At 57.1% G+C, this 24,162-nt stretch carries 24 protein-coding genes; 16 read left to right on the top strand and 8 right to left on the bottom strand.

The annotated features are described in order from the left end of the window. Positions 1-30 precede the first annotated feature (30 nt). Positions 31-279, bottom strand: a complete 249-nt coding sequence (locus tag HALO_RS20275) for a SlyX family protein (protein ID WP_035576544.1) — start codon at positions 277-279, stop codon at positions 31-33. A gap of 112 nt (positions 280-391) precedes the next feature. Between HALO_RS20275 and HALO_RS23650 the strand changes: the two genes are divergently transcribed. Further along, positions 392-937 (top strand): cold-shock protein, encoded by a 546-nt coding sequence (locus HALO_RS23650; RefSeq protein ID WP_035576545.1) that lies wholly within the window; start codon positions 392-394, stop codon positions 935-937. A 98-nt stretch (positions 938-1,035) separates the two neighbouring features. Here the strand turns inward: HALO_RS23650 and HALO_RS20265 are convergent, their stop codons facing one another. The 7 genes from HALO_RS20265 to map all read right to left on the bottom strand — a co-directional run bounded on the left by HALO_RS20265 (position 1,036) and on the right by map (position 8,789). Continuing rightward, complete coding sequence (locus HALO_RS20265; RefSeq protein WP_050713946.1) at positions 1,036-1,425, bottom strand: hypothetical protein; 390 nt, start codon at positions 1,423-1,425, stop codon at positions 1,036-1,038. Further along, positions 1,422-2,594 carry a succinyl-diaminopimelate desuccinylase gene (dapE, locus tag HALO_RS20260; protein WP_035576547.1) on the bottom strand — a complete coding sequence of 391 codons (1,173 nt, stop codon included), beginning with the start codon at positions 2,592-2,594 and terminating at the stop codon, positions 1,422-1,424. The genes HALO_RS20265 and dapE overlap by 4 nt, the downstream gene beginning before the upstream one ends. Beyond that, positions 2,581-3,606 (bottom strand): 2,3,4,5-tetrahydropyridine-2,6-dicarboxylate N-succinyltransferase, encoded by a 1,026-nt coding sequence (gene dapD / locus HALO_RS20255; protein ID WP_050713945.1) that lies wholly within the window; start codon positions 3,604-3,606, stop codon positions 2,581-2,583. The genes dapE and dapD overlap by 14 nt, the downstream gene beginning before the upstream one ends. A gap of 55 nt (positions 3,607-3,661) precedes the next feature. Continuing rightward, positions 3,662-4,006, bottom strand: a complete 345-nt coding sequence (locus HALO_RS20250; RefSeq protein ID WP_035576549.1) for a Spx/MgsR family RNA polymerase-binding regulatory protein — start codon at positions 4,004-4,006, stop codon at positions 3,662-3,664. 30 nt (positions 4,007-4,036) lie between these two features. After that, on the bottom strand, positions 4,037-5,233 hold the full coding sequence (gene dapC, locus HALO_RS20245) for a succinyldiaminopimelate transaminase (RefSeq protein ID WP_050713944.1): 1,197 nt from the start codon (positions 5,231-5,233) through the stop codon (positions 4,037-4,039). 89 nt (positions 5,234-5,322) lie between these two features. Then, the gene (locus HALO_RS20240) at positions 5,323-7,998 is read right to left on the bottom strand and encodes a [protein-PII] uridylyltransferase (RefSeq protein WP_050713943.1); all 2,676 of its coding nucleotides are present in this window, start codon (positions 7,996-7,998) and stop codon (positions 5,323-5,325) included. Beyond that, complete coding sequence (map, locus tag HALO_RS20235; RefSeq protein ID WP_035576552.1) at positions 7,998-8,789, bottom strand: type I methionyl aminopeptidase; 792 nt, start codon at positions 8,787-8,789, stop codon at positions 7,998-8,000. Before map ends, HALO_RS20240 begins: the two co-directional genes overlap by 1 nt. A 335-nt stretch (positions 8,790-9,124) precedes the next feature. On the opposite strand from map, the gene rpsB reads away from it, so the two are divergent. The 15 genes from rpsB (at position 9,125) to rnhB (ending at position 24,148) form a co-directional block, all read left to right on the top strand. Continuing rightward, complete coding sequence (rpsB, locus tag HALO_RS20230) at positions 9,125-9,874, top strand: 30S ribosomal protein S2 (RefSeq protein ID WP_035576553.1); 750 nt, start codon at positions 9,125-9,127, stop codon at positions 9,872-9,874. Between the two features lie 263 nt (positions 9,875-10,137). Beyond that, positions 10,138-11,007, top strand: coding sequence for a translation elongation factor Ts (gene tsf, locus HALO_RS20225; RefSeq protein ID WP_035576554.1), 870 nt, complete (start codon positions 10,138-10,140; stop codon positions 11,005-11,007). A 174-nt stretch (positions 11,008-11,181) separates the two neighbouring features. Next, positions 11,182-11,955: a UMP kinase gene (pyrH, locus tag HALO_RS20220; protein WP_050713942.1), complete on the top strand. Its 774-nt coding sequence runs from the start codon at positions 11,182-11,184 to the stop codon at positions 11,953-11,955. Positions 11,956-11,959: 4 nt separating this feature from the next. Beyond that, positions 11,960-12,517 (top strand): ribosome recycling factor, encoded by a 558-nt coding sequence (frr, locus tag HALO_RS20215; RefSeq protein ID WP_035576556.1) that lies wholly within the window; start codon positions 11,960-11,962, stop codon positions 12,515-12,517. A gap of 93 nt (positions 12,518-12,610) precedes the next feature. Beyond that, positions 12,611-13,399, top strand: coding sequence for a polyprenyl diphosphate synthase (gene uppS / locus HALO_RS20210; protein WP_050713941.1), 789 nt, complete (start codon positions 12,611-12,613; stop codon positions 13,397-13,399). Next, the gene (locus HALO_RS20205) at positions 13,392-14,222 is read left to right on the top strand and encodes a phosphatidate cytidylyltransferase (protein ID WP_035576558.1); all 831 of its coding nucleotides are present in this window, start codon (positions 13,392-13,394) and stop codon (positions 14,220-14,222) included. The genes uppS and HALO_RS20205 overlap by 8 nt, the downstream gene beginning before the upstream one ends. Further along, on the top strand, positions 14,219-15,415 hold the full coding sequence (gene ispC, locus HALO_RS20200; RefSeq protein WP_035576559.1) for a 1-deoxy-D-xylulose-5-phosphate reductoisomerase: 1,197 nt from the start codon (positions 14,219-14,221) through the stop codon (positions 15,413-15,415). Before HALO_RS20205 ends, ispC begins: the two co-directional genes overlap by 4 nt. A 45-nt stretch (positions 15,416-15,460) precedes the next feature. Then, positions 15,461-16,819, top strand: a complete 1,359-nt coding sequence (gene rseP, locus HALO_RS20195) for an RIP metalloprotease RseP (protein ID WP_035576560.1) — start codon at positions 15,461-15,463, stop codon at positions 16,817-16,819. Between the two features lie 100 nt (positions 16,820-16,919). Next, on the top strand, positions 16,920-19,271 hold the full coding sequence (gene bamA, locus HALO_RS20190; protein WP_369333477.1) for an outer membrane protein assembly factor BamA: 2,352 nt from the start codon (positions 16,920-16,922) through the stop codon (positions 19,269-19,271). Between the two features lie 90 nt (positions 19,272-19,361). After that, entirely contained in the window at positions 19,362-19,862 is a 501-nt protein-coding gene (locus tag HALO_RS20185) for an OmpH family outer membrane protein (RefSeq protein WP_035576562.1), read from the top strand. 53 nt (positions 19,863-19,915) lie between these two features. Beyond that, positions 19,916-20,950, top strand: a complete 1,035-nt coding sequence (gene lpxD / locus HALO_RS20180; protein ID WP_035576563.1) for a UDP-3-O-(3-hydroxymyristoyl)glucosamine N-acyltransferase — start codon at positions 19,916-19,918, stop codon at positions 20,948-20,950. 149 nt (positions 20,951-21,099) lie between these two features. After that, positions 21,100-21,543: a 3-hydroxyacyl-ACP dehydratase FabZ gene (gene fabZ / locus HALO_RS20175; RefSeq protein WP_035576564.1), complete on the top strand. Its 444-nt coding sequence runs from the start codon at positions 21,100-21,102 to the stop codon at positions 21,541-21,543. Beyond that, complete coding sequence (lpxA, locus tag HALO_RS20170; RefSeq protein WP_035576565.1) at positions 21,540-22,307, top strand: acyl-ACP--UDP-N-acetylglucosamine O-acyltransferase; 768 nt, start codon at positions 21,540-21,542, stop codon at positions 22,305-22,307. The genes fabZ and lpxA overlap by 4 nt, the downstream gene beginning before the upstream one ends. 31 nt (positions 22,308-22,338) lie before the next feature. Beyond that, positions 22,339-23,511: a lipid-A-disaccharide synthase gene (gene lpxB, locus HALO_RS20165; RefSeq protein WP_035583025.1), complete on the top strand. Its 1,173-nt coding sequence runs from the start codon at positions 22,339-22,341 to the stop codon at positions 23,509-23,511. Continuing rightward, positions 23,501-24,148, top strand: a complete 648-nt coding sequence (gene rnhB, locus HALO_RS20160; RefSeq protein WP_050713940.1) for a ribonuclease HII — start codon at positions 23,501-23,503, stop codon at positions 24,146-24,148. The genes lpxB and rnhB overlap by 11 nt, the downstream gene beginning before the upstream one ends. Positions 24,149-24,162: the final 14 nt, after the last annotated feature.

The raw sequence follows: 24,162 nt of genomic DNA, 5'->3' as shown, positions 1-24,162 counted from the left end.
TCAGAACTATTGATCAGTGCTGTCGTTGGCTCAGTAGTGGGGCGGAAGCTCATCCTCGGGGCGCTGGTCGCCCTGGGGTTCGCTGGCTTGTAGCGCCTGGTGCTGCTCGCGCAGGCGTTCGCGCATTAGCCCGCTGAGTTGCTCAAGTTTTTCCAGGCGCCGCTCCTGCTGAACCACTGCTTGATCCAGGGTGTCCAGCCAGTGCTCTTGATGGGCTAATCGGCTCTCTAAAGATTCAAGACGTTGAGCTAGGTCAACAGGCGATAATTCGTGGGTCATGATATCATTGCAACCTTATGTAGTAGTATGCCGGTGCTATTGGGAATGGGCCTGATAGTGCGGGTATTGTCCTTCGTCTGTTACCCATACAACAAGAGAGCTTTTTTTTTCTATGAATCCAAAAGTTGTGTTTCGCTGTTTCTTAATCAGTGTATTACTAGCCGCCCCCACGCCACTTCTGTTGGCGGGGATTGTTCATTTAACCGATAGTGCCCTCGCCGAGCTGTGGATGGCCGAGCTGGCAATCAGTGGAGTTAGCAGTGTCTATGTTGCCGTTGCTATAGGGTGTTTTATTGTTCTGTGGGTTGGCACATTAGCGTCAGCTGCTTTTGCGCCCTCGATTGTGGTGGCATCTGATGTGGTGGCGCGTCCTAAGCCAGCATCGCGTCAGCCGCAAGCGGCTGCTCCTATGGGCGATGATGAGGAAGAAGACATCATCGATCCTAACGATGGCCGTGAAGAGGGTGAAGTGAAGTGGTTCAATACCAACAAAGGCTACGGCTTTATAACCCGCGATAATGGCGAAGATGTATTTGTACACTTTCGCGCCATTCGTGGTCGTGGCCCGCGTATGCTGGCAGAAGGCCAAATTGTGCGTTACCACGTGATTAAAAATGAGCGTGGTTTGCAGGCCGACGATGTGAGCATTATTGAGTAAGCTGAAGGGCTGGCTTTTGTATCGTCAGCTAGGTAATAACGGTTGATAGTAAAAAACGACCCCGCTTTTGCGGGGTCGTTTGCGTTTAGAGGTGCTTGCTAACGGCCAGAGTCAGGCCMCTCGATTGCGCCTTCCTTACCGCCGGGAAACACCTGCCAGAAGCGGTCTGGGTCATCGCCGGGATGCCAGCCACCCAGGGAGCAACGCACTTCGGTTTGAAGAGCTTCCGCTGCTTGCTGGGCGCAATCCTGATCGGTTATCCAAGGGGTGTGGTTGCTATCGAACCAGAGACTGGCAAAGCCGTCGGCGGCTTTGTCAACCAGCAGCACCGGCACGCAGTCGCCTTGGTATTGGCCACGGGTTTTCCATTGCCCCTTGCCAGCGGGACTTAGCGGGGGCGCTATTAATGTGCTTTTAAGCCACTCATTGAGCGCTTCAAGCGAGACGCTGGCCAGGTAAATCTCGATATCGGGATAACGCTCCATCATACGTTTACCTCGCCGGGAGTGAGCAGCGCCTGTAGCGTCGCTTCATAAATCCGACTTAAATCGTCCAGGTCGCTGGCGCGAACGCGCTCATTCACCTTATGGATGGTGTCGTTGAGTGGGCCTAGCTCGACCACCTGAGCCCCCAGCGTGGCAATAAAGCGGCCATCCGAGGTGCCGCCGCTGGTAGAGAGCGTCGGGCGCTCGCCGGTCACCGCTTCAACGCCTTTAATGGCGGCGTCAACCAGCGCGCCTTCCGCGGTTAAAAATGGTTCGCCGTTGAGTGTCCAGTCTACCTGATATTCCAATCCATGCTGGTCGAGAAGGGTTTGTGTGCGCGCTTTGAGCTCATCAGAGGTCACCTCGGTGGAGAAGCGAAAGTTAAACACCACTTCCACGTCGCCGGGGATCACGTTGGTCGCCCCGGTGCCTGCGCGCAGATTGGAAATCTGAAAGCTGGTGGCGGGAAAAAAATCGTTGCCCGCGTCCCAGTGTTCATTGACCAATGCATCCAGCGCTGGCATCGCCTGATGAATAGGATTGCGCGCTAAATGCGGATAGGCCACGTGACCCTGCACGCCTTTAATGTGCAGCGTGGCGCCCAGTGAGCCGCGGCGGCCATTTTTAATCACGTCGCCCAAACGCTGAGTGGACGAAGGCTCGCCAACGATGCAGTAATCAAGGCGCTCGTTGCGCTCACGTAGGTGCTCGACCACCGCGCGGGTGCCGTCGACTGCCGGGCCCTCTTCATCTGAGGTGATCAGAAAGGCGATACGGCCATCGTGATCAGGGTGGTTGGTCACAAAGCGTTCAGTGGCGGTCAGCATCGACGCCAGACTGCCTTTCATATCCGCCGCGCCGCGCCCGCACAGCATGCCCTGGTCATCAATACAGGGCTCAAACGGAGGGTACTGCCAGTTGGTGTAGGGGCCGCTGGGCACCACGTCGGTGTGACCCGCGAAAGCCACCACAGGGCCGTGATGGCCGCGCACCGCCCAGAAATTCTTTACGTCGCCAAACGGCAGCCGCTCAATATGAAAACCGAGCGCGGTTAAGCGCTCGATCATTAGCTCCTGGCAGCCTTCGTCGTCTGGCGTTACCGAGGCCCGGCTGAGCAGTTCAAAGGCCAGCGTGAGCGTCGGCGACAGCGCTTCAGGCTCAGTTGTGGGCATGCAGCGCCTCGTTCAGGGCGATGGCACTTTTGTTGGTCAAGCACTCAAKGCGGCCACTCTGCGAGTTGCGGCGCCACAGCTGGTCGTCTTGGCCGGCCAGTTCGCGTGCAGCGACGGTCTTCACTACTTGGCCTTGATCATCCAGTAGCGCGACCTTGGAGCCTGCGGTGATGTAGAGCCCTGCTTCCACCGTGCAGCGGTCACCCAGGGGAATGCCGATGCCAGCGTTGGCACCGATCAAGCAGCCTTCGCCAACCTTAATGACGATATTGCCGCCACCGGAGAGCGTACCCATGGTGGAGCAGCCGCCGCCCAAGTCGGAGCCTTTGCCGACCACCACGCCCGCCGAGATACGGCCTTCAATCATGCCGGGGCCTTCGGCGCCCGCATTGAAGTTGACAAAGCCTTCGTGCATTACCGTCGTGCCTTCGCCCAGGTAGGCACCCAGGCGAACGCGGGCGGTGTCGGCAATGCGAATACCGGAGGGCACCACGTAGTCGGTCATTTTGGGGAATTTATCGACACAGTCGACGGACAGCGCGCGGCCCGCCATGCGCGCTTTCAGGCGCCGGGTAGGCAGTTCTTCAATGTCGATGGCGCCTTCGTTTGTCCAGGCAATATTGCGCAGCAGACCGAACATGCCGGTGAGATCAAGGCCATGAGGCTTGACCAGCCGGTGCGACAGCAGGTGCAGTTTTAGATACACCTCTGGCGCGGTTTGCGGTGGTTGGTCGGTGTCCAGAAACATGGCGACCAGCGGGCGCTGGCTGGCAGAGAGCGCTTCGGCAAGCTCGGCTTGGGCTGAGTGCCCGGCGGCTTCCAGGGCTTTGGCCAACCGTGTGCAGTCTTCGGGCAAAAAGCTGATGGCGGCGTTGCCTTGGGGGGCATCCAGGGCCTGCTGAGCGGCTTCCACTAGACTTGCAGGTGGGTTGAACAGCGGTGCCGGGTAGTAGATTTCCAGCCAGTCGCCCTGGGTGTTTTGGGTGCCGATTCCAAGCGCAAAGCTCAGCATAAGAAGTTTTCCTGTGGTGTTGGGAAGTGAATGTTAGCAAAAAGAGCCTGGTTGCTTAGCCGCTTAGCTTGTCGTAATCGCCGTCGCGGTAGCCGACTAATATGGTTGAGTCGTCGACTTCCAGCAGCGGCCGTTTAAGCAGCGTGGGGTGTTTCATTAGCAGCTGACGGGCCGAGTTGGCGTCGTAATCCTTTTCATCAGCGGAAAGCTCGCGCCAGGTTTTGCTGCGTTTGTTAATGACCTCAACCAGCGGCACGCGATGTAAAATATGCTCCAGCAGCGCAGCGGAGAGACCATCTTTGCGCAGATCGTGGGTTTTATACAGCAGTGCTTTCTCATCCAATGCTTTGCGCGCTTTGCGGCAGGTATCGCAGTTATCAATGATATACAGCGTCAGCATATGGCCTCCCTGAAAGGTTAAATCTCGCGGTTAACCGCGCTCTATAAGATGACGAATGCGTTGGGCGGCTTCCAGCGTGGGTGCCAGCTCAGCCACTAGCGCTAGGCGTAAACGGCCTGCGCCGGGGTTAACGCCGTTTGCTCCCGTGCGGCCCATTAGGCTGCCGGGCAGTACGCTAACGTGCTGCTCGGCAAACAGCCGCTGGGTGAAGGCGATATCGTCGCCACCCGGTACCGCAGGCCATAGGTAAAAGCTAGCTTGCGGTGCGGGAAAATCCATGACCGGGGCAAGTACATCGGTCACCGCGCTAAATTTTTCGCGGTAGGCGTCGCGGTTGGCGCGTACGTGCTGCTCATCTTGCCAAGCGGCGATGGAGGCGTGCTGCAGCGGCAGCGACATGGCACAGCCATGGTACGTGCGGTAGCGCTTAAACGGCGTGAGCAGTGCCGCATCCCCCGCCACAAAGCCGGAGCGCAGGCCCGGCAAGTTGGAACGCTTGGAGAGTGAGTGAAAGACCACGCAGCGCCGGTAATCATCACGACCCAGCTCGGCGCAGGCTTGCAGTAACCCCGGCGGKGGGGCGGCTTCGTCGAGGTAGAGCTCCGAGTAGCACTCGTCCGAGGCGATAATAAAGTCGTGTTCGTCGGCGAGGGCAATCAGATGCTTAAATTCATCAAGGGGCGTGACTGCGCCAGTGGGGTTGCCCGGTGAGCAGATAAAGACGACTTGCACATCGCGCCACGTAGCGGCGGGCACGGCGCTAACGTCGGGCCGAAAATCATTCTCAGCGGTAMAGTCTAAATAGAGCGGCTCGCCGCCTGCCAGCAGCGTCGCGCCTTCGTAGATTTGATAAAACGGATTGGGCATCGCGACTTTCGCCGGGCGGCTGCGATCCAACGCCGCCTGTACAAAGGCAAAAATGGCTTCCCGAGTGCCGTTCACTGGCACGACATGCTGCTCGCTGTCGAGTTCGCGCAGCTGAAAGCGTTGTGCTACCCAGGTAGCGATGGCTTGGCGCAGCGCTGGCAGGCCATTGGTCGCCGGGTAGCGGGCCATTTCCAACTGGTGCGTCACCAGCGCTTCAAGCGCCGCGGGGTAGGGCGCGTGCTGGGGTTCGCCAATGGTCAGCGAAATTGGGGAGAGCTCGGCTGGCGGGGTAAGCGCTGCCTTAAGCGCAGCCAGCTTTTCGAACGGGTAAGGATGCAGGGCGTCGAGGTCGGCGTTCATGAGGTGTCCGTTGATGGCTGGCGGCGTAAACCGTCGATTATAGGCAAGCCCCGGTGCAGGCTCAAACCTAACCGGGACTGCGGAGAGGCTTAAACCCCCAACACCTCAATCAAACGTTCGCGTAGCTGCTGCTGGCGCTCGGGGTCGGTGAGCGGTTCGCCTGCCTTGGTGGTGATGAAAAAAACGTCTTCTACCCGCTCGCCCAGTGTGGCGATTTTTGCCGCGGAGAGTGAGATATCCTGCTCCATAAAAATACGCCCTACCCGGGCCAGTAGGCCGGGGCGGTCGGGGGCGGTGAGTTCCAGCAGAGTGCGCTCATTGGCTGGATCCTGCTCAATCAGTACTTCGGTGGAGACCTTGAAGTGTTTGAGCTGACGTGGCGTATGGCGCGTGACGATATTGGGATAGTCGTCCGGGTCATCGAGCTCTTCGACCAGGTGCTGGCGCATCTCTTCAATATGCGCTGGATCCCGGATCGGCTGACCGTGGCTGTCGAGGACGATAAACGTATTCAGCGYCCAATCGTTATGGGAGGTGGCGATCCGTGCATCGTGGATCGACAGCCCCAGCTGCTCCATGGCAGCGGCGGTGGCGGCGAAAAGGTCATCTACCGAGCGGGTGTGGATAAATACCTTGGTGCCGCCTTCGGCCATATCGGCAGTAGGCGCGCTGATCAGTACCAGCGGCAGCGGCGACTGGTTGTGATTGAGAATGCCCTGGGTCTGCCAAACGATTTCGCTGGGCGCGTACTGCAGAAAGTAGTCTTCCCCTAGCGATTCCCAAAGATGATCAATTTGCTCACGATTAACGCCGATGGTTTGTAGCAGCGAGCGCGCTTCCGTGCGCGTTTCTCGCACCCAGTCGTCGCGGTCGGGCGGATTGTTCAGACCGCGGCGAAGGGCGCGTTTGGTCTCGGCATAAAGTTGGCGCAGCAGCGACGCCCGCCAGCCGTTCCACAGCGTCGGGTTGGTGGCGTTGATGTCGGCAACGGTGAGCACGTACAGGTAGTCCAGGCGCGTTTCGTTACGCACGATCAAGGCAAAATCACGAATCACGTCGGGGTCGCTGATATCGCGTTTTTGCGCGGTCATCGACATCAACAGGTGGTGCTCCACCAGCCAGCTAACCAAGTTGGTATCGTGCACCGAGACGTTATGACGCTGGCAGAACAGTGCAACGTCCCGCGCGCCAATCTCCGAGTGGTCGCCGCCGCGGCCCTTGCCTATATCGTGAAATAGCCCGGCGACCCAGAGTAGGTCCAGCTTGGGCAGTTGCTGCATGAGGGCCGCGGCTACCGGGAAGTCGTCTTTGGCCTCCGGTTTGCGAAAGCCGTGCAGAAACTTAAGCAGCCGCAGGGTGTGGGCGTCGACGGTGTAAATATGAAACAGGTCGTGCTGCATGAGCCCCACGGCGCGGCCAAACTCGGGCAGGTATTTGCCCAGAATGCCGTAGCGGTTCATGCGGCGTAGCTGGCGCGGTACGTTGCCCGGGGCGCGCATAATGGCCATAAATAGCCGCTGGTGGCGGGGGTCTTCCCGGTAGTGGTCGTCAATCTGGTGGCGATGATCGCGAATTAGCCGGATGGTGTCGGCGCGAACCCCTTCGATTTCGGGGTGCTTGGCCATCAGCAGAAATAGCTCCAGCATCGCCGCTGGCCGTTCGCGGAATAGGTTGCGCGAACGTACTTGGATATAGCCGCCCTTGGTCTCGAAGCGCTCGTTCAACTTGACCGTTTCCAGCGCCTCTCTGCCGCGCAGGATCACTTCGTCGAAATGTTGCAGCAGCATATCGTTGAGGCCCGCCAGCGCGGTGACATGGCGGTAGTAGCGCTTCATAAACTGCTCGACCGCCAGGCGCTCTGGCGTATCGCGGAAGCCAAACATCTCGGCGATAGTGCGCTGGTGGTCAAACAGCAGACGGTCTTCGGCCCGGTCGGTGAGCATGTGCAGGGCGTATCGCACCTGCCACAAGAACGCTTGCCCCTGGCTTAAAATGCGCAGCTCGGCGTCGTTCATAAAGCCGTTGGCGACAATGTCGGTGTACTGCTCGGTGCCGAAGTGGCGCTTGGCCACCCAGCCGATCATCTGGATATCCCGTAGCCCGCCGGGGGAGCTTTTGAGATTGGGCTCTAAGTGATACTCGGAGTTGTTGTAGCGGTAGTGACGGGATATCTGCTCCTGCCACTTGGCTTCAAAGAAGCGGTCGGCAGGCCAAATATGTTCGGCGCTGAGGCGTTCGCGCATCGCTTCGCGCAGGCTTTCGGGCCCGGCGATCAAGCGCGATTCGAGCAGGTTGGTAATCACCGTGACATCCGCTTCGGCTTCACGCTCGCAGTCGCTGAGCGAGCGCACGCTATGGCCAATCTCCAGGCCAATATCCCATAAGAAGGTGATAAAGGCGGTCAGCGGTTCGCGATAGGCGGTGTCGTCGTCCTGCTCCAGCAGCAGCAGCAGGTCGATATCCGAGTGGGGGTGTAGCTCACCACGGCCGTAGCCGCCGACCGCCACCAGAGCAATGCCCTCATCGGGCCAATCATGCTGGGCCCAGGCAATGGCCAGCAGTTGATCCAGGTACCAGGCGCGGCCACGCACCAGGTCGCGAATGTCTGCTCCGGCACGAAACTGCTCGTCCAGGCGCGCCTGTAACTCGCGCAGGGCGGCTTTAAAGGGCGCGACCGGGGAGCGCGAACCGGCAAGCTCGGTGCGAAAAAGATCCAGGTCGTAAAGCGTGGTGTCCGGCTCAAACCGGTGGTGGTGTAAAAGCATCAGTTGGTTAGAAAACTGAAGTCTTCATCACCGCGCGCAGTCAGCACTTCAACACCGCCCTCGGTGACCAGCAGCGTATGTTCCCACTGGGCGGAGAGGCTGCGGTCTTTGGTCACGGCGGTCCAGCCATCGCGCAGCACCTTGGTTTTATAGCCGCCGACGTTAATCATCGGTTCGATGGTAAAGCACATCCCCGCGGCGAGTGTGATGTCGGCATCCGGTGCGTAGCCGTCATAGTGCAAGAACTGCGGCTCTTCGTGAAACTCGGCGCCGATGCCATGACCGCAGAAATCGCGTACCACGGAGTAGCCGTGCTCTTCGGCGTGTTTTTGAATCACCCTAGCCAGTTCAGACAGGCGCACGCCGGGCTTGACCAACTCAATGCTTTTATACAGGCACTCCTGGGTGATGCGGCACAGCCGTTCGCCCTGGATCGTTTCACCTACCACGAACATCACGCTGGAATCACCGTGGTAGCCATCTTGGGTCTTAACGGTGATATCCAAATTCATGATATCGCCTTTCTTGAGCTTCTTGCCGTCGTCGGGGATGCCATGGCACACCACATGGTTGAGCGAGGTGCAGGTCGCTTTGGGGAAGCCATGATAGTTCAGCGGGGCCGGAGTCGAGCCCAGCTCGTTAACAATATAGTCGTGACAAAGACGGTCGATCTCCCCCGTACTAATGCCCGCCTGGATGTGCGGGGTGATCATTTCAATCACGCTAGCCGCTTGGCGCCCGGCTTCGCGCATGTATTCGATTTCAGAAGGCGTCTTGATAGGAACGTTCATGAATGCTCGATATGAATGCAGAGTGGAAAATTGAATGGCGCAATTTAAGACCGTCAAACGGGGTGCGACTTCATCTTGGCAATGATCTATGGTATAAAGCCGCGCGCTTTCCTGCAATCGTGATTCCGAGCTTCTTTGTTGGCTGGGTAGCACGCTGAAGGGCGGGGCGATGAATCTGTAGTGKGCCACTAAGGGGCGTACTACTTAACGACCAAGCCTTAAAAACACACATGCACCGGCACATGGTCCCGGGTGCCGCTGGCAGCGTCTAACGTCGTCAACGGTCGGATCCATGGGGTGCGTGGAGGCCTAACCCGAGTTTTAGGAGTTTTACCATGTCTCACGTTAATATGCGTGACCTGCTTAAAGCAGGCGCTCACTTCGGTCACCAGACCAAGTACTGGAACCCGAAGATGAGCAAATTTATCTTCGGCGCGCGCAACAAGATTCACATCATCAACCTTGAGCACACCCTTCCGGCGCTGAACGAAGCGATCGATGTGGTCGAGAAGATGGCGGCATCCAACAACAAAATTTTGTTTGTTGGTACCAAGCGCAGCGCTAGCAAGGTAATTAAAGAAGAAGCGAACCGTGCCGGTCAGCATTTCGTCAACCACCGCTGGTTGGGCGGCATGTTGACTAACTTCAAGACCATCCGTCAGTCCATTAAGCGTCTGCGTGATCTTGAAACCATGCGCGAAGACGGCACGTTCGAGAAGCTGACCAAGAAAGAAGTCTTGATGGCGACTCGTGAGCAGGACAAGCTTGAGCGTTCTATCGGCGGTATCAAGAACATGGGCGGCCTGCCGGACGCACTGTTTGTGATCGACGTTGACCATGAGCGCATCGCGATCAACGAAGCCAACAAACTGGGTATCCCGGTTATCGGCGTGGTGGATACTAACTCCAACCCCGATGGCGTTGACTACGTAATCCCCGGCAACGATGACTCTATCCGCGCTATCCAGATCTACGTAAAAGCGATTGCGGACGCCTGTGGCCGTGCCAAAGCAGGTAACGCTGAAGAGTTCGTTGAAGTGACCGAAGAGGCCGCTGCAGCTGAAGACAACACTGCCGCCGAGTAATCGCAGCAGTGGGTGCGGTGAGCAGGGCTGCCGCATCATGATAAAAGAGAGGGGGCTATGCCCCCTTTTTCCCACTACAGGCTTTCCACTGTGGTTTTTTCGCTGCAGGTGAAGCGTTTAGGCGGGACGAATTTGCCGGCTGCTAGATGCCGGCCCCGCAATGCAGAGAGACATAGGGCAGCGTGATACATGATGGTCATTTATCATGCCTATACTCTGTGTTGCGTTTAACTCTCATAGAACCATTTCAGAGGTGAATTCTCATGGCAGCTATCAGCGCCTCTCAGGTCAAGGAACTTCGCGAACGTACCGGTCTCGGCATGATGGAGTGTAAAAAAGCACTCACCGAAGCCGACGGTGATATCGAAGTTGCGATTGAAAACCTGCGTAAAAGCTCCGGCCTAAAAGCGGCGAAGAAAGCCGATCGTATCGCCGCAGAAGGTGTAGTAGTAACGCGCGTAGCAGAAGACGGCAGCTACGGCGTAATGGTTGAAATCAACTCCGAGACCGACTTTGTGGCTCGTGATGACAACTTCATCGCCTTTGCCGACAAAATCGCCGGTGCTTTCTTCACCGCGAAAAGCGAAGACGTTGCCGCCGTTATGGCGGGCGAGCTTGAGACTGCTCGCGAGCAGCTCGTGCAGAAAATCGGTGAAAACATCGGTGTGCGTCGCGCCATCGTCGTTAACGCTGCTGACGGCGGTCTAGTCGGCGAATACGTTCACGGTGGCCGCATTGGCGTTCTTACCGTGTTGACCGGCGGCACTTCGCAAGTTGCAAAAGACGTTGCGATGCACGTTGCTGCGATCAACCCTGCGGTTGCGCATCCTGCCGATATGCCCCAAGAGCAGTTGGATCAGGAAAAAGCGATTATTCTGGCCCAGCCGGATATGGCCGGTAAGCCGGAGCAAATCGCTGAGAAAATGGTGCAAGGCCGCTTGAAAAAGTACCTGGCAGAAAACAGCCTGACCGAGCAGCCGTTTGTGAAAGACCCGAACCAGACGGTGGCTGAGTTCGTCAAAGCGGCGGGCGGCGAAGTGGTTGGCTTTACGCGCTTTGAAGTTGGCGAAGGTATTGAGAAAGAAGAAGTCGACTTTGCTAAAGAAGTTATGGAACAGGCTGGCCGTCGCTGAGGTCAGAGGTTTCAGAAAGAAGATGGCGTGCGCGCGAGCGCACGCCTTCGCGTATCCGGCCCCTGTATAAATAATGCTAGTATAATCGGCCCCGATATAACGGGTTTATATACTAGTTTATACCAAGGGGCTGCCCCGCCTGCCTGTTTTCAGGTCTGCCTCAGGAGAGATGCCATGTCGAGTGATGTTCAAGAGCCTMCCCCCCATGTAGCACCCAGCAAAGCAGTGGGTACCAAGTCAAAATACAAACGTATTTTGCTCAAGCTTTCTGGCGAAGCGCTAATGGGGGAGCACGATTTTGGTATTGATCCTAAGGTACTTGACCGCATGGCGCTGGAAATCGGCCAGCTTGTCGGTATTGGGGTGCAGGTAGGTATCGTGATTGGTGGTGGTAACTTGTTCCGCGGTGCAGCACTCAACGAGGCTGGTATGGACCGTGTCACCGGTGACCATATGGGCATGCTGGCCACCGTAATGAATGCGCTGGCCATGCGTGACGCGCTGGAGCGCTCCAATATTCGCTCGCGAGTGATGTCGGCTATCCCGATGAGCGGCGTGGTGGAGCACTATGACCGGCGTACCGCCATTCGCTACCTGACCTCAGGGGACGTCGTGCTGTTCTCTGCGGGCACAGGTAACCCCTTCTTCACCACTGATTCTGCCGCCTGTTTACGGGGCATTGAAGTGGACGCTGACGTGGTGATTAAAGCGACCAAAGTCGATGGCGTCTACAATAAAGACCCGGTAAAACATCCGGATGCGGTGAAGTACGACCAGCTCTCTTACGACGACGCCCTGGATCAAAAATTGGGCGTTATGGATTTGACCGCTATCTGCCTGGTACGTGACCATAATATGCCGGTGCGGGTATTTGATATGAATAAGCCTGGTGCCCTACTGAATATGGTCGTAGGGGGCAAGGAAGGCACGCTGATATACAGAGGGTAATGACGTGATCAACGATATTAAGAAAGATGCCGATTCGCGCATGCAAAAAAGCGTTGAAGCGCTGCATAGCAACTTCAATAAAATTCGTACCGGTCGTGCTCATCCGAGCATTTTAGACGCCGTTACCGTGGATTATTACGGCAGCCAGGTACCGCTGAGCCAAGTGGCATCGGTCAACGTTGAAGACGCTCGCACGCTGACGATTGCGCCGTGGGAGCAGGGCATGGTGCAGAAAATCGAAAAGGCTATCATGACCTCTGATCTGGGGCTTAACCCAGCCAGTGCAGGTAACGTGATCCGTGTGCCGATGCCGATGCTCACCGAAGAGACCCGCAAAGGTTACATCAAGCAGGCGCGTAGCGAAGCTGAAAACGCCCGTGTGGCCGTGCGTAACGTACGCCGCGATGCTAACGGTGATTTTAAGTCGTTGTTAAAAGATAAAGACATTACCGAAGACGATCAGCGTGAAGGCGAAGACGCGATTCAAAAGCTGACCGATAAGTACATCGCTGAGATCGATAAGGCGCTGACTGCAAAAGAGCAGGATCTCATGCAGGTATAAACCTGTGCTTTATTCAGCCGCGGGCAGCTTAGGCTGCCCGTTTTGCCACACTCTGGCTGGTTTTTTTATGACTGATCTTTGGTGCGAGAATCCATGACGTCTCCGCAGCTTCCGGAACAACAGCCGGACGACGCCTGTGCGCCTTCACTGGCCGGGGAGGCCCCGCCGTCTCATGTTGCCATTATTATGGATGGCAATAACCGCTGGGCGCGTGCGCGAGGGCTTTCAGGGGTGCGCGGGCACCGGGCCGGAGTGGAAACTGTGCGTGCGGTGATTCAGCGAGCCGCCGAACGCGAGGTGCAAACGCTCAGCCTGTTCGCCTTCTCCAGCGAAAACTGGAAACGCCCAGCCGCGGAGGTCAACGCGCTGATGGAGCTGTTTTTGATGGCGCTCAAGCGTGAAGTCAAAAAGCTCAATGAGCGTAATGTCCGCCTCTCGATCATCGGCGAGCAGCGCGGTTTTTCCCATGCCATCCAAAAGCATATTCAGCGCGCTGAAGCGTTAACGGCAGACAACACGGGCATGCACCTGGTGATTGCCGCCAACTATGGCGGCCAGTGGGATATCGCACGAGCGGCGCGCACCTTGGCCGAACAGGTGGCGGCAGGGGTGTTGTCACCTGCGGAAATCGATGAAGCGTGCTTCGACACGGCAATGGGGGTTGATGATGTGCCGCCGGTGGATCTGTGTATACGCACCAGCGGTGAGCAGCGGCTATCCAACTTCATGCTTTGGCAGTTGGCCTATGCTGAGCTGCACTTTTCCCCGCTGCTATGGCCCGMTTTTGGTGCGGAAGCCTTTGACGCGGCATTAAACGACTTCTGTCAGCGCCGTCGTCGCTTTGGCATGACGGACGAACAAATAGAGGCGCAGGGTGCTTAAACAGCGGATTATCACTGCAGCCTGGCTAGCACCCCTGGTGCTGGTTGGCCTGTTTGGTTTAGATGGCGGCGCTTTTGCGCTATTTACGGCGCTAATGGTGCTGCTCGCCACCTGGGAGTGGACTAATCTGGCGGGTGTTACCCGCACGGTGCGGCGTGCCCAGCTAGTCGCCGTAATGGCAGTACTGATGCTGGCGATGTGGCTGACGGGCACCGCCATGGCGATATGGCCGCTTTGGCTGGCCGCCGCTGGCTGGCTGGTGAATCTCTACTGGGTAACCCGTTACCCCGCTGCAGGTGAGCAGTGGCAGGCCACTACGCGGCGCTTGGCGATGGGCCTGTGGGTGCTGTTGCCCTGCTGGGTGGGGTTTAACGTTCTACGTGATATTGGTATGGCTTGGCTGCTGTTTGTGCTACTGCTGGTCTGGAGCGCGGATATTGGCGCCTACTTTGTGGGGAGGCTCTGGGGTAAGCGCAAGTTGGCCCCCCACGTGAGCCCAGGCAAATCGTGGGAGGGTGTGTTCGGTGGCTTAGCGGCGACCGCTATCCTGGCCATTCTGTTTGCGCTGTGGTTGCCGCTGGATTTAGTGGGCGGGATTACCCTGATACTGGTCACTGCCGTGGTCACCTTGGCCTCTGTGCTAGGGGATCTGCTGGAAAGCATGCTCAAACGCTACCGCAATATCAAAGACTCAAGCCAGCTGCTTCCTGGCCACGGTGGTGTGATGGATCGCATTGATAGTCTGACGGCGGCGATCCCGCTATTTGCGCTGTTCTATGTGGAAGTGCTTGTTGAGGTATTTGCCAAGGTGCCGCCGCTATGAGCCAGTCATCGCTACAACGTGTGACGGTACTGGGGTCGACAGGCTCTGTTGGCACTAGCACGCTGGATGTCATTAGTCGTCATCCTGACCGTTATAGCGTCCATGCGCTGACCGCACACACTTCGAAAGAGACCCTGTTATCGCAGTGCTTAGCGCACCGGCCTGCGGTCGCCGTGCTTGATGATGAAGCCGATGCCGCTTGGCTACGCCAAGCGCTTCATAGGGCTGGCCAGGCAACCGAAGTGAGCGCAGGTCCGCAGGCGCTGTGTGAGGTTGCCCGGGACGCGAGTGTCGACTGCGTGATGGCGGCCATTGTCGGTGCTGCGGGCTTGCTGCCTGCGCTAGCGGCTGCTGAAGCGGGTAAGCGCGTGCTGCTGGCCAATAAAGAGGCGCTGGTGATGAGTGGCGCACTGTTTATGGAGGCGGTTTCCCGTTCGGGGGCGACACTGCTGCCGATTGATTCCGAACATAATGCCATTTACCAGTGTCTMCCTGCGGAGCATCGCGGCGGGCTTGCCAAACACGGCGTTCGCCAGTTGCTGCTAACGGCCTCTGGGGGGCCGTTTCGAACCTGGAACCAGGCGGATATCAACAATGTCACCCCCGAGCAGGCCTGCGCTCACCCGAACTGGTCAATGGGGCGTAAAATCTCGGTGGATAGCGCCACGCTGATGAACAAAGGGCTAGAGCTTATCGAGGCCTGCTGGCTATTTGATGCCACGCCCGAACAGATCCAGGTGGTGGTGCACCCGCAAAGCGTGATTCACTCCATGGCGGCGTATCATGATGGCTCGGTGATTGCACAGTTGGGTAATCCCGATATGCGCACCCCCATTGCCTATGGTCTAGCGTGGCCAGAGCGCATTGACGCCGGCGTCGAAACACTGGATCTTTTTCAGGTGGCGCGGCTCGATTTTGAAGCGCCCGATGAGGCCCGCTTTCCCTGTTTGGGGCTCGCTCGTCAAGCGATGCAGCAGGGCGGCATGGCGCCGGTTGTGCTTAACGCGGCCAATGAAGTCGCGGTAGACGCCTTCCTGCAGCGTCGGCTCGGTTTTACTGCGATTGGACAACTGGTGGCCGACGTCCTGTCGCGGCCCTATCAGGGCCGGGTCGACAGCCTGGACAGCGTATTGGCAACCGATCAATGGGCGCGGCAGCAGGCGCTTGAACTGATAACAAGGTGGTCCGCTTAAGCATTCGCTGAGCTGGTCGTTAGTGCGGGGCGTTAAGGAGTGAGTGTGGGCCTAATACAGAATATTTTAGCGGTCATCGTGGTGTTGGGTCTGCTAGTGACCTTCCACGAGTTTGGCCACTTTTGGGTGGCAAGGCGCTGTGGGGTCAAAGTGCTGCGTTTTTCGGTAGGCTTTGGCAAACCGCTATGGTCGCGGGTTGACCGCCAGGGCACCGAATTCGCTATAGCCGCCATTCCCTTGGGTGGCTATGTCAAAATGCTCGATGAGCGTGAGGCACCGGTACCGGAAGAGCAGCTTGACCAGGCGTTTAACCGCAAGACCGTTTGGCAGCGCATTGCGATTGTGGCAGCGGGCCCTATCGCCAACTTTTTGCTGGCCATTGTGGCCTACTGGGCGTTATTTGTGGCGGGCACTACGGTGGTGTCGCCGATGGTGGGTAGCGTTGCGCCTGACTCGCCAGCTGCTGAGGCCGGGCTTGCCAATGGCGATGAAATTGTCGCCATTCAGGGCGATGAGATGCGTTCGTGGGAAGATGTTAACCTAAAGCTAGTATCGATTATTGGCTTTAGCGGTGAGTTGGATATCGACGCCCGTTCCGAAGGGGCGAGCGACACCCGACGTTTTGGCTTATCGGTCACTGATTATTTGGTTCGACAAGATCCGCCGCAGCCGCTGCAAACGCTGGGTATTACCCCTTGGCAGCCGGAATTTCCGGCTGTCTTAGGCCAGGTCGTCAGCGGAGAAGCCGCCGAACAAGCGGGCCTAGAAGCTGGCGATAGGATGGTGGCGGTTAATGGCGAACCAGTGGATGATTGGATGCACTTCGTTAACATGGTGCGAGGTAGTCCAGGTGAAACGCTGCAGCTCACCTATGAACGTAATGGCGAGCAGTCGAGTGTTGATTTAACCCCCGGGCGTAACCGCTTGGACACTGGGGTTGAGATTGGTTATATCGGTGCAGGCGCCGAGGAGGTCGAGTGGCCAGCAGAGTTCCAGCGTGAAATCCGTTACGGCCCTATCGAAGCGGTAGGTCAGGCTGTTTCACGCACTGGAGCGATGACGCTCTTAACGTTAGATGCCATACGCAAAATGTTTGTGGGTCTTATCTCGCCTTCCAATTTGTCCGGGCCAATCACCATTGCGCAGGTTTCAGGTGATTCAGCCCGAGCAGGGATAGAAGCGTTTATTGGCTTTCTAGCGTATCTTTCTATCAGCCTTGGGGTGCTGAACTTATTACCCATCCCCGTGCTCGATGGTGGTCACTTGCTTTATTATTTTATGGAGGTCGTGCGTGGACGGCCAGTATCTGAAAAAACCCAAGCCGTAGGATTGCGCATCGGGCTTGCCATGGTCGGCACCCTGATGTTGATGGCCCTCTATTTTGATCTGATGCGCCTGTGGTAATGACGCGTGTAGCGCGCAGGATGCCTTGTCATCTGCCTGCACAAATGTATATGGTGCCTTTCTGGAATGATCGGCAGACCAACGCGAGCGAATTGACTGCATGAAAATCAAGACCCTTGGAATGGCGGTACTCTTGCTGGCAGGCGCCAGCGGCGCCCAAGCACAATCCTTTGATGTTTCAGACATTCGAGTGGAGGGACTGCAGCGGGTATCCGCCGCCTCGGTCTTCAATGCATTTCCGGTCAGTGCCAACGAGCGCGTCAGCGAACAACAGCTGGCCGACGCTGCCCGTGACTTATTTGCCACAGGGCTATTTGACGATGTCTCGTTAGCGCGCGAAGGCGATGTGCTGGTTATTCAGGTCGTTGAACGGCCGACCATTGCGCGGCTACAAATCAGTGGCAACGATCAGATCTCCGAAGAGGATCTGCGCAACGGTTTGCGTGAATCGGGGCTCTCTGAAGGCCAGGTGCTGGAGCTCTCCACCTTGGAAGAGATTCAGCGCGAGCTGGAAGCTGTTTACCAGTCGCAAGGTCGTTACAGCGCCAGTATTGATACCGAAGTTGAAGAGGTTGATGAGGGCCGGGTTCAGGTCAATATCAATATCAACGAAGGTGAAGTGGCCAAAATTCGCCAGATCAATATCGTTGGCAACGAAGCCTTCGACGATGAAACGCTGCGTGAGGTATTTGAGCTAAATGATCGGCCTGGGCGCATTTTCGGCTGGTTCTCTAGCGATGAGTATTCCCGTGAAGCACTGTCGGGCGATATTGAGCGGCTGCGTTCTTTCTACTTGGATCGCGGTTACGTCAACTTTGATGTGACGTCGACTCAGGTATCGATTGGCCCGGAAAAATCCGAGATATTTATTACCCTCAACGTCGATGAAGGTACTCAGTATCGGGTTGGCAATATTCGTTTCGCGGGTGATTTGCAGATCAGCGAAAACGAAGCGCGCCAGCTGCTCACTGTTAAGGAAGGTGAGATTTTCTCACGAGGTGATGTGAATACCTCAACGGAGGCTTTGCGCCAGCGTTTAGGTGCCGAGGGCTTCGCCTTTGCTGATATTCAGGGCGTGCCTGAAATGTCAGATGATGGTGAAACGGTGGATCTGGTGATTGCCATCAATCCCGGTGAGCGTGCCTATGTGCGCCGCATCGAGTTCTTTGGTAATACCACGACTCAGGATGAAGTGCTGCGCCGTGAAATGACCCAGTTGGAGGGTGCTCCTGCTTCCACTGAAGCCATTACGCAATCGCGTCAGCGCCTTGAACGCCTCGGCTTCTTTAGCCAAGTAGAGGTAGATACCCAACCGGTACCTGGCGAGCCGGATTTACTCGACGTTACTTATAACGTCGAAGAGCAGCCCTCCGGCTCGGTCTCTGCAAGCGTTGGCTTCTCCCAGAGTGCCGGGATTATTTACGGTGTCGGCCTGTCGCAAAACAACTTCCTGGGTACGGGTAACCGCGTCAATGTGGGGGCGCAGCGCAGCGATACCTTTACCAGCGTGAACTTTGGCTTTACCGACCCCTACTGGACACTGGACGGCATTTCCCGCGGCTATAACCTGTTCTACCGCGAAACCGACTATGCCGATTCGGATATTTCGACGTTCTCAACCGATGCCTACGGCGCCGGTATTAATTTCGGCTACCCCATTAGCGAGCTGTCGCGTCTTAATTTCGGTGCCAGCGTTGAAGATCTAACGGTGAAAACCTACTTTGACACGGCCTCTGAAATTCGTCGTTATGTGGAAGATCAGGGCGAAGATGCGCAAAGCCTGAAGCTAACGGCCAGTTGGACGCGTAATAACCTTAACCGGGGTATTATGCCGACCGATGGCAGCTATCAGCGCCTGTCGCTGGAAACCGGCGCGCCGGGCAGCGATTCGGAGTACTACAAGCTGCGTGCGCGGGCACAACAGCTGTTCCCGATTAACGATGACGAGTCCTGGGCGTTCAAATTCACCGGCAACCTCGGCTATGCCGATACGCTGGGAGGCAACGATCCCTTCCCCTTCTATGAAAACTTCTACGCCGGTGGTCTTGGCTCGGTGCGTGGTTATACCTCCAATACGCTGGGGCAGCGCACTACGCCAGCTACCGAAGGTGGCCGTGACCGTACCCTGGGCGGTAACGTTTCAGTAGAAGGTAGCGCCGAGATCATTTTCCCACTGCCCTTTATTGAAGATCAGCGCGCGCTGCAGACATCGCTATTCTTGGATGGCGGTAATACTTTCCTGAGCTCTTGCTACGATGTGCTCGCGGAAGATGCCGGTCGCCAGCAGTGTAACTCTGGCGTTGATTTAGGCGATTTGCGCTACAGCGCCGGTATCGGTCTCTCTTGGCTGACGCCAGTGGGTCCGCTGACCTTCAGTGTTGCTGAACCCTTGAATGATGAGAGCGGTGACGATACCCAGTTCTTCCAGTTCTCGTTAGGGCAAACGTTCTAAGCGACCGTTGTTCTAAATCGCAATCGTGCTAATTTTGCTAGATCGTGTGCCATGGCGGTGCGCGCTAGCGTGACCTAAGGAGATAACATAATGCGTAGACTAACAGCGGTGGTATGCCTGTTGGGCGCGATGATTTTGCCCGCTCACGCTGCAGAAGTAGCGGTGTTGGACTGGCGAGCAGCACTGATGAATACTCAGTCCGCACAGGCGTCTATGAGTAGCCTGGAAGGGCAGATCGGCAATCAGCAGCGTGAAGCGCAGAACCTGGGTAATGAACTCCAGCAGTTACAACAGCGCCTACAGAACGAAGGCGAAACTATGGCCCAGTCCCAGCGAGAAACGCTGATTAGCGAACTACAAGAAAAGGGCGGCCGTTTTGAGCAGCTCCGCCAGGAAGTGTTACAGGCGCAGCAGCGCTCTGAGCAGCAGTTTTTAGAAGGCGCTGAGCCGAAGCTGGAGCAGGCGGTTGCCGAGGTGCTGGAGCGTCACGGTATTGATGTTCTGGTTGAGCCTCAGGGCGTACTGCACTCAGGGGTGGATCTGCCTAATGTGACCGATGAGGTCACGCAGATTTTTGATACCTTGAACTAAATTTAATCGAAGAATGGTGTGGCCTGGCCACACCAATGCTTCCCTGGGTTCCCATGACGCACGCTTCTCATCACCTTACCCTCGCAGACATTGCGCGCCAATTGGGTATTGCCGTTAGTGGCAATGCCCAGCAGCCGATACGTGGCTTGGCGACGCTAAAAGAAGCGCAGCCGGATCAAGTGGCTTTCCTCGCTAACCGCGCCTATCTCAAGGATTTGGCGACGACCCAGGCAGCAGCAGTGTTGCTGCACCCTGAACATGGCAAACACTGCCCGGTAGCGCGTTTGGAAATTGATAACCCTTACCTGGGCTATGCCAAACTATCGCAGCTGTTTGACCCTCTTCCTGCCCGCGATGTCGTCGGCATTCACCCCACGGCGGTAGTGGCAGAAGACGCTAAGCTGGGCGCTGATGTCTGTATTCAAGCGCACGCAGTGATTGAAGCGGGCGTAGTGCTGGGCGACCGGGTAGTGATTGGGGCAGGCAGCGTGGTAGGTGCCGACAGCATTATCGGTGAAGCAACGCGTCTGCATGCCAACGTCACTGTGTGTCACGGCGTGGTGGTCGGCAAGCGGGTAATTCTGCAAAGCGGGTGTGTGATTGGCGGTGACGGCTTTGGCTTTGCCCACGACGGTGCCGGCTGGCATAAAATCGCCCAGTTGGGGGGCGTCGTGTTGGGTGATGATGTTGAAGTGGGCAGCTGCTCCAGCATTGATCGTGGCGCGCTGGGCGATACGGTGATTGGTGATGACGTCAAAATTGATAGTCAGGTACAAATTGCCCATAACGTCATCATTGGCGATCACAGCGCGTTAGCGGGTTGTGTGGGTATTGCTGGCTCTACCCAAGTAGGCAAGCACTGCATGCTGGGTGGTGGCGTAGGTTTGTCCGGCCATCTGACCATCTGCGACGGCGTTCAGGTGACGGGGATGAGCCTGGTCACCAACTCAATTCATGAGCCGGGGGTCTACTCCTCGGGTACCGGCGCCATGGCCAATACCCAGTGGCGAAAAAATGCGGTGCGTTTTAAACAGCTCGATGATATCGCTAAGCGCCTAGCAAGATTGGAAAAAAAACAGCGTGATTAATGAGTGCTGAATGAAATTTACCTGCTGCTGTTTTGAGGCTAGATGGCAGCGGGGTATAATCCCAGCCTTTTAATCAGCGGACGCGCTGGTATTTGCCTGACTCTTTTCAGAAGTACATCAGGCGTTTTGTTATTTTAGAGGTCGCTACGATGGTTATGGATATCAATGAAATTCGCGAATACTTGCCCCACCGCTACCCGTTTTTGCTGGTGGATCGAGTAACGCAACTAGCCATCGGTGAATCCATCGTTGCGTATAAGAACGTCAGCATTAATGAGCCGTTCTTCAACGGTCATTTCCCGCATCATCCGATTATGCCCGGCGTGCTGGTAATTGAAGCCCTGGCCCAGGTGTGCGGCATTCTGGGCTTTAAAACGGTTAATAAACTGCCTGCCGATGGTTATGTCTACTACCTGGTCGGCAGTGACAAAGTGCGCTTTAAGCGCCCGGTAATGCCGGGTGACAAGCTCACCTTAGAGGCCGACGTGATTAAAGGTAAACGGGGTATCTGGAAGTTTGCATGCCGCGCTTCGGTGGACGGCGAGCTGGCCTGCGAAGCGGAAATTATTTGTGCCGAGAGGAAGGTGGCTTGATACATCCTACTGCCCTGGTCGACCCAACGGCGCGCCTTGCCGACGACGTTGAGGTAGGCCCTTTTAGCATTATTGGCCCCGATGTCACGATCGGCGCGGGCTCAGTGATTGGCCCTCATGTGGTGGTTAAAGGTCCCACCACGCTGGGTGAGCGCACGCGTATCTTTCAGTTTGCCTCGGTAGGCGAAGACTGCCAGGACAAAAAATACGCAGGCGAGCCCACACGGTTAGTCATGGGCGACGATAACGTCATCCGCGAAGGCGCCACCATTCACCGTGGCACGGTTCAGGATCGTAGCGAAACGACGATTGGTTCGCGCAACCTGTTTATGGCCTACGTGCATGTCGGCCATGACTGCGTGATTGGTAACGACTGCATTTTAGCTAATCAGGTCACTCTGGCGGGCCATGTCACCGTCGGCGATCATGCCATTCTGGGTGGCTTGGCGGCGGTACATCAGTTCTGCCACTTTGGCGATCACGCCATGGCCGGTGGTGGCTCGATCATTACCAAAGACACCCCCGCCTATATCATGATTAATGGCAACCCTGCTGAAGCACGTGGCCTGAACCTTGTGGGCTTAAAGCGTCGTGGCTTTAGCCGCGATGCGATTAATGCCTTAACCGCCGCCTATAAAATGGTTTACCGCCAAGGATTAACCACGGAACAGGCGTTGGCCGAAATGCGCAGCCGTTTTGAACTACCCGAAGTCGCGCATTTTGCCGCCTCTATTGAGCGCTCTACCCGCGGGATCACCCGCTAACCCATGTTTTACCGGCTATGATCTTGCAATGATGACCCTGCAACGCGTCTACCTCGTGGCCGGAGAACTATCTGGCGATATTCTTGGTGCTGGTCTGATGCGTGAGCTCAAGGTTCGCCATCCTGATGTCGAGTTCCGTGGTATCGGCGGACCGCGTATGCAGGCGGAAGGCATGGAGAGCCGCTTTCCTCTCGAAACGCTTGCGGTAATGGGGCTGGTTGAAGTGCTGAAGCACCTCCCTGAACTGATCCGTGTACGGCGCACCCTAAAAGCCGAAGCGTTAGCTTGGCAGCCGGATATTATGCTGGGTATCGATGCACCTGACTTCAATCTAGGCCTTGAGCGCCAGCTTCGCGAAGCGGGGATCACCACCGCCCACTACGTGAGTCCTTCCGTGTGGGCGTGGCGCCAGGGGCGGGTAAAAGGCATCGCTAAGTCGGTCGATGGCATGCTGACGCTGCTGCCTTTTGAGGCTGCTTTCTATCGCCAACATCGTGTGCCCGTCGCTTTTGTGGGCCACCCCCTGGCCGACGAAATGCCGCTGGAAAATGACCGTGTTGCCACCCGCCAGGCGCTGGAACTCGCGCCTGATCTGCAGGTGTTAGCGCTGCTGCCTGGCTCCCGGGCCAACGAAATTCGTTTTCTGGGCGATACCTTTCTTGCCGCCGCCGCACAGCTCTGCCAACGCCACCCTGCGCTGCACGTGGTTATTCCCGCGGCTACCGCTGATCGCCGCCATGAAATTAGCGCGCTGCTGGCCAACTACCCACAGCTGGCCGAGCGTACTACGCTGCTGGATGGTCAAGCCCGCGAAGCGATGGTAGCCAGCGATATCGTGCTGCTGGCCTCTGGTACCGCCGCGCTGGAAGCCATGCTGTGTCACCGCAGCATGCTGGTGGCTTACAAGATGGCCCCGACCACCCACTGGCTGGCCAAGCGAATGGTCAAAACCCAGTGGGTATCGCTGCCTAATTTGATTGCCCAGGAAACGCTGGTGCCCGAACTCATTCAAGACGCGGCCTCGCCGGAGGCGATTGCCGATCAGCTCAGCGCCATGCTGGCGGACGAAGATAGCCGCCATGCTCTGGAGGCGCGCTTTGCCCAGATGCACGCCACCCTTCAGCGTAACGCCAGCCGTCGCGCCGCCGAGGCAATTAGCCTGTTGGCCGCGGGACAGCCGCTGGAGACTGTTGATGGCCATTAAAAATAGGGTGACAGCGCACTGGTTGATCGAGCACAAGGATTTTCCAACGTTAGACATTGCCTACAGCGGCGAGCTGCTGGCGGGGGTTGATGAAGTAGGCCGAGGGCCGCTGATCGGTAGCGTGGTGGCCGCAGCGGTGATTCTCGACCCCGCGCAGCCAATAAACGGTCTTACCGACTCTAAAAAATTGACGGCGCGCAAACGTGAAGCGCTGGATAGCCAGATTCGCGAGCGGGCGCTGGCCTTTGCCGTGGCAGAAGCCAGCGCAGCGGAAGTGGATGCGTTGAATATTTACCACGCCACCCACTTGGCCATGCGTCGTGCCATTGATGCGCTGGCACCGGCGGCGGAATATCTACTCGTCGATGGCAACAAATTACCTGATCATCTGCTGCCTGGCCAGGCCGTGGTGAAGGGCGATTCACGCCACTGTGCCATTGCCGCGGCGTCGATTTTGGCCAAGGTCGCTCGCGACGCACAGATGGTCGCCTTGGATGAGTGCTATCCTGAGTATGGTTTTGCGCGCCATAAAGGCTACCCGACCAAAGAGCACCTGACGGCGCTTGCCGCTCACGGGCCACTGGCCGAACATCGTCGTAGCTTCGCGCCGGTGCAGCGCCAGTTGGCGCTGCTTTAACGTATTTTTTCTTC

The sequence above is a fragment of the Halomonas sp. R57-5 genome (assembly GCF_900070345.1).
In the GTDB taxonomy this organism is placed as follows: domain Bacteria; phylum Pseudomonadota; class Gammaproteobacteria; order Pseudomonadales; family Halomonadaceae; genus Vreelandella; species Vreelandella ventosae_B.
Note: the sequence above shows the minus strand (reverse complement) of the source record. Positions and strands in the feature narration are given on the sequence as shown.